The following is a 5,430-nucleotide window of genomic DNA, read 5'->3' on the forward strand; positions in this document are numbered from 1 at the left end:
TCTCCCGAGCATAAGTCGGGTCCGTAAACGACGAAAGGGCCACCCCACACTGGGTGACCCTTTCATCTCTAAGTGAAGTCCGGCAGTGACCTACTCTCCCACACCGTCCCCGGTGCAGTACCATCGGCGCAAAGAGGCTTAGCTTCCGGGTTCGGAATGTAACCGGGCGTTTCCCTCTCGCTATAACCACCGAAACACCTACCAACCACACACCACAACACCAGTGCGGGTAAACCAATCGTGTTTCAACAGCTTCAACAAGACACTGTGAAATTACAAGCCCCAACAAGCACAACCGTACTCTGGGAACCACAAAGTGGACGCGAAGCAACGCTCAGAAAGCGAAGTGTTATCAAGTCATCGGCTTATTAGTACCAGTCAGCTACACACGTTACCGTGCTTCCACATCTGGCCTATCAACCCAGTAGTCTACTGGGAGCCTCACCGCCCGAAGGCGATGGAAGTCTCATCTTGAGGCCGGCTTCCCGCTTAGATGCTTTCAGCGGTTATCCATCCCGAACGTAGCCAACCAGCGATGCACTTGGCAGTACAACTGGCACACCAGCGGTTCGTCCAACCCGGTCCTCTCGTACTAGGGTCAGATCCTCTCAAACTTCCTACGCGCGCAGCGGATAGGGACCGAACTGTCTCACGACGTTCTAAACCCAGCTCGCGTACCGCTTTAATGGGCGAACAGCCCAACCCTTGGGACCTACTCCAGCCCCAGGATGCGACGAGCCGACATCGAGGTGCCAAACCATGCCGTCGATATGGACTCTTGGGCAAGATCAGCCTGTTATCCCCGAGGTACCTTTTATCCGTTGAGCGACAGCGCTTCCACAAGCCACTGCCGGATCACTAGTCCCGACTTTCGTCCCTGCTCGACCTGTCAGTCTCACAGTCAAGCTCCCTTGTGCACTTACACTCGCCACCTGATTGCCAACCAGGTTGAGGGAACCTTTGGGCGCCTCCGTTACTCTTTGGGAGGCAACCGCCCCAGTTAAACTACCCACCAGGCACTGTCCCTGAACCGGATCACGGTCCGAAGTTAGATATCCCGAGTGACCAGAGTGGTATTTCAACAACGACTCCACAACCACTAGCGTGATCGCTTCACAGTCTCCCACCTATCCTACACAAGCCACACAGAACACCAATACCAAGCTGTAGTAAAGGTCACGGGGTCTTTCCGTCCTGCTGCGCGTAACGAGCATCTTTACTCGTAATGCAATTTCGCCGAGTTCGTGGTTGAGACAGTTGGGAAGTCGTTACGCCATTCGTGCAGGTCGGAACTTACCCGACAAGGAATTTCGCTACCTTAGGATGGTTATAGTTACCACCGCCGTTTACCGGGGCTTAAATTCTGAGCTTCACCCGAGGGTTAACTCGTCCTCTTAACCTTCCGGCACCGGGCAGGCGTCAGTCCGTATACATCGTCTTGCAACTTCGCACGGACCTGTGTTTTTAATAAACAGTCGCTACCCACTGGTCTCTGCGGCCCACACACGCTTTCGGAGCAAGTCCTAATACGCGCTGGGCGCCCCTTCTCCCGAAGTTACGGGGCCATTTTGCCGAGTTCCTTAACCACGATTATCTCGATCTCCTTAGTATTCTCTACCTGACCACCTGAGTCGGTTTGGGGTACGGGCGGCTAGAACCTCGCGTCGATGCTTTTCTCGGCAGCATAGGATCACCCACTTGAAACGCATCACGTCTCAGCCTCATGAATCACGGATTTGCCTATGATTCGGCCTACACGCTTGCACTGGACACCATTCAGCCAGCTGGGCTACCTTCCTGCGTCACACCTGTTAATACGCTAACCGCACCAGCATGGGGTCGCGCGCTAGGCCACCCGGTGTCACCCGAAGGTGACGATGGATGGATTCGGGCGCTTAGCACCACTGGATTAGCTTGGGCGGTTCTTCGCCGGTACGGGAATATCAACCCGTTGTCCATCGACTACGCCTGTCGGCCTCGCCTTAGGTCCCGACTTACCCAGGGAAGATTAGCTTGACCCTGGAACCCTTGGTCTTCCGGAGGACGTGTTTCTCACACGTCATTCGCTACTCATGCCTGCATTCTCACTCGTGTGCCGTCCACGGCTGGATCACTCCGCCGCTTCACCCGGCACACGACGCTCTCCTACCCATCAATACGACTGGACCACGAAGGCCTGTCGCTAGTATCAATGCCACAACTTCGGTGGCGTGCTTGAGCCCCGTTACATTGTCGGCGCGGAATCACTTGACCAGTGAGCTATTACGCACTCTTTCAAGGGTGGCTGCTTCTAAGCCAACCTCCTGGTTGTCTGAGCAACTCCACATCCTTTCCCACTTAGCACGCGCTTAGGGACCTTAGATGGTGGTCTGGGTTGTTTCCCTCTCGACGATGAAGCTTATCCCCCACCGTCTCACTGCTGCGCTCTCACTTACCGGCATTCGGAGTTTGGCTGACGTCAGTAAGCTTTTGGGCCCCATCGGCCATCCAGTAGCTCTACCTCCGGTAAGAAACACGCAACGCTGCACCTAAATGCATTTCGGAGAGAACCAGCTATCACGAAGTTTGATTGGCCTTTCACCCCTATCCACAGCTCATCCCCTCAGTTTTCAACCTAAGTGGGTTCGGCCCTCCACGACGTCTTACCGTCGCTTCAGCCTGGCCATGGATAGATCACTTCGCTTCGGGTCTAGGACACGCGACTCAATCGCCCTATTCAGACTCGCTTTCGCTACGGCTTCCCCACTCGGGTTAACCTCGCCACGTATCACTAACTCGCAGGCTCATTCTTCAAAAGGCACGCTGTCACCCCAACAAGGAGGCTCCAACGGTTTGTAAGCAAACGGTTTCAGGTACTATTTCACTCCCCTCCCGGGGTACTTTTCACCTTTCCCTCACGGTACTTGTCCGCTATCGGTCATCTGGAAGTATTTAGGCTTATCAGGTGGTCCTGACAGATTCACACGGGATTTCACGGGCCCCGTGCTACTTGGGATCCCCACAACTGCAGAACACGCATGTCGACTACGAGACTCGCACTCTCTCTGGTCCGGCTTTCAATCCGGTTCGTCTATACGCTTCTGTACAGCTGGAATCACGGCAGCGACTCCTAGTAGGTCCCACAACCCCGCACGTGCAACGCCTGCCGGCTCTCACACACGCACGGTTTAGCCTCATCCGCTTTCGCTCGCCACTACTCACGGAATCACTTTTGTTTTCTCTTCCTGTGGGTACTGAGATGTTTCACTTCCCCACGTTCCCTCTACCCGCCCTATACATTCAGGCGGGAGTCACCAGAACACAAAAGCGTCTGGCGGGGTTTCCCCATTCGGAAATCCTCGGATCAAAGCCCGCTTATCGGCTCCCCAAGGCTTATCGCAGATTGCTACGTCCTTCTTCGGCTCCAGATGCCAAGGCATCCACCGTTTGCTCTTAAAGACTTGAAATCACATGAGCCACAAACAGAAAAAATCTATTCATGTTCGCTTCTTTAAGATGCTCGCGTCCACTGTGTAGTTCTCAAAGTACGGTCGCGCCCGACCATCCACCAGAAAAACCGGCTTCAAGAAGGGGCGGAAAGCTGCAACCAAAACGGCTGAGCCTTCAGGACCCAACAACGTGCACGCACCCCACCCTCGCAGCATCCCCGTTCCAACCCATCCGAAGACAGGCGTACTAGCGAACACCTCGAGCATGAGGCGCCTTGTCAAATGTTCCACCCATGAGCTTCCCGCTCCAGACATTCGCTGAAGGACGGGCTCTGGAACCCTCCGAAGAGGATTCAGATGCTCCTTAGAAAGGAGGTGATCCAGCCGCACCTTCCGGTACGGCTACCTTGTTACGACTTAGTCCTAATTACCGATCCCACCTTCGACAGCTCCCTCCCAAAAGGGTTAGGCCACCGGCTTCAGGTGTTACCGACTTTCATGACTTGACGGGCGGTGTGTACAAGACCCGGGAACGTATTCACCGCAGCGTTGCTGATCTGCGATTACTAGCGACTCCGACTTCATGAGGTCGAGTTGCAGACCTCAATCCGAACTGGGACCGGCTTTTTGGGATTCGCTCCACCTCACGGTATCGCTGCCCATTGTACCGGCCATTGTAGCATGCGTGAAGCCCAAGACATAAGGGGCATGATGATTTGACGTCATCCCCACCTTCCTCCGAGTTGACCCCGGCAGTATCCCATGAGTTCCCACCATTACGTGCTGGCAACATAGAACGAGGGTTGCGCTCGTTGCGGGACTTAACCCAACATCTCACGACACGAGCTGACGACAACCATGCACCACCTGTATACCGACCACAAGGGGGCGACTGTCTCCAGCCGTTTCCGGTATATGTCAAGCCTTGGTAAGGTTCTTCGCGTTGCATCGAATTAATCCGCATGCTCCGCCGCTTGTGCGGGTCCCCGTCAATTCCTTTGAGTTTTAGCCTTGCGGCCGTACTCCCCAGGCGGGGAACTTAATGCGTTAGCTGCGTCACGGAGACCGTGGAAAGGCCCCCACAACTAGTTCCCAACGTTTACGGAGTGGACTACCAGGGTATCTAAGCCTGTTTGCTCCCCACTCTTTCGCTCCTCAGCGTCAGTTACGGCCCAGAGATCTGCCTTCGCCATCGGTGTTCCTCCTGATATCTGCGCATTCCACCGCTACACCAGGAATTCCAATCTCCCCTACCGCACTCTAGTCTGCCCGTACCCACTGCAGGCTGGAGGTTGAGCCTCCAGTTTTCACAGCAGACGTGACAAACCGCCTACGAGCTCTTTACGCCCAATAATTCCGGATAACGCTTGCGCCCTACGTATTACCGCGGCTGCTGGCACGTAGTTAGCCGGCGCTTTTTCTGCAGGTACCGTCACCCGAAGGCTTCTTCCCTACTAAAAGAGGTTTACAACCCGAAGGCCGTCGTCCCTCACGCGGCGTTGCTGCATCAGGCTTGCGCCCATTGTGCAATATTCCCCACTGCTGCCTCCCGTAGGAGTCTGGGCCGTGTCTCAGTCCCAGTGTGGCCGGTCACCCTCTCAGGCCGGCTACCCGTCGACGCCTTGGTGAGCCATTACCTCACCAACAAGCTGATAGGCCGCGAGCCCCTCCCGAACCGATAAATCTTTCCCACCAGTAACGATGCCGTTCTGGTGCATATTCGGTATTAGCAGCTGTTTCCAACTGTTATCCCGAAGTTCGGGGCAGGTTGCTCACGTGTTACTCACCCGTTCGCCACTAATCCACTCCAGCAAGCTGGAGCTTCATCGTTCGACTTGCATGTGTTAAGCACGCCGCCAGCGTTCATCCTGAGCCAGGATCAAACTCTCCAAAAAGAAAAGATGCATACCCACACGGGAAAACGTGTGCGCAGCGAGTTTGAAACTGACCAAATATGATGTCATCTGACATCAAATGATCCAAAGGAATTCTCAAACACCCA

At 54.9% G+C, this 5,430-nt stretch carries 3 rRNA genes; all 3 read right to left on the reverse strand.

Going from position 1 to position 5,430, the window contains the following annotated elements:
- Positions 1-77: 77 nt before the first annotated feature.
- The 3 genes from rrf to KOL93_RS15980 all read right to left on the reverse strand — a co-directional run bounded on the left by rrf (position 78) and on the right by KOL93_RS15980 (position 5,323).
- Positions 78-194, reverse strand: a 5S ribosomal RNA gene (gene rrf / locus KOL93_RS15970).
- 154 nt (positions 195-348) lie between these two features.
- A 23S ribosomal RNA gene (locus KOL93_RS15975) occupies positions 349-3,446 on the reverse strand.
- 350 nt (positions 3,447-3,796) lie between these two features.
- Positions 3,797-5,323: ribosomal RNA gene (locus tag KOL93_RS15980) — 16S ribosomal RNA — on the reverse strand.
- Together the 16S, 23S and 5S rRNA genes form the textbook arrangement of a ribosomal RNA operon.
- Positions 5,324-5,430 lie beyond the last annotated feature (107 nt).

Origin of the sequence: Microbacterium salitolerans (assembly GCF_019720895.1) — a bacterium.
Taxonomy (GTDB): Bacteria; Actinomycetota; Actinomycetes; order Actinomycetales; family Microbacteriaceae; genus Microbacterium.